Consider the following 817-nt stretch of genomic DNA (forward strand, 5'->3'; position numbering starts at 1 on the left):
ACCTTTCGCATGAACGAATGGTCCTATTTCTTTTAGGGACTTATTTCACAGCCCCCTTTTTTTCGTGCCTGAATTTCTCAGCCAATAACTGCGGGCGTATCCCGGCAGGATAAAGGCGGAGCAGGCATGATCCTAAACAGAGGTCCGCCTTCTGGATTTGAAACGAGCAACAAGATTTCAAATTCAGGAGGAACGGATATGTATATTGAACACCCATATTTTTACGAAGGAAAGTATTACGCAAATATTGATGGAGAAATGATCGAGATTACAAAAAAAGTTGCGTATGCGATGAATAATTTTTACAGAAGCAGCAAGGCAAAAAAAGTTGAGATTAAGAACGAGCTGGGGGAAGTCGTGGATAAGATGCTGCGGGAGGTGCCTTATAGTGGACAGTCCATCGATGGGGAAGGATTCATGATTGAGGATTTCCCAGATCTGAATTGCGACGTGGAGTACAGTGTACTGACGAAAATGGAACAGCAGGATATTCATAAAGTGATCAATCAGCTGAATACCGAGGAACGCATGATTATTTACGGCATTTTCTTTGAAAATAAGACACAGACACAGATGGCTGAGATTATGGGGATTTCCAGACAGGTATTAGCTTACAAGCTGAAAACGATCCTTAATAAAATGCGTGAAATGTATATGAAAGAATTTTTTTAAAAAATTTTTGGAAAATTTTTTGCATCTGTCGAAGTCATTTGACTTTAGTAATTAGAGGAGCTTTAAGGACTCCCTAAAATGCACTATGAAAACTGAATATCCAATAATAACTGACGTGACATTTCATACAGTGAGCACGAGGAAG

General features: G+C 39.5%; 1 protein-coding gene. It reads left to right on the forward strand.

Annotated features, from left to right (window positions below):
* Window positions 1-198 precede the first annotated feature (198 nt).
* Window positions 199-672 carry a sigma factor-like helix-turn-helix DNA-binding protein gene (locus G4407_RS16195; protein WP_029732459.1) on the forward strand — a complete coding sequence of 158 codons (474 nt, stop codon included), beginning with the start codon at window positions 199-201 and terminating at the stop codon, window positions 670-672.
* Window positions 673-817 lie beyond the last annotated feature (145 nt).

Source organism: Allocoprococcus comes, from assembly GCF_013300725.1.
Taxonomy (GTDB): Bacteria; Bacillota; Clostridia; order Lachnospirales; family Lachnospiraceae; genus Allocoprococcus; species Allocoprococcus comes_A.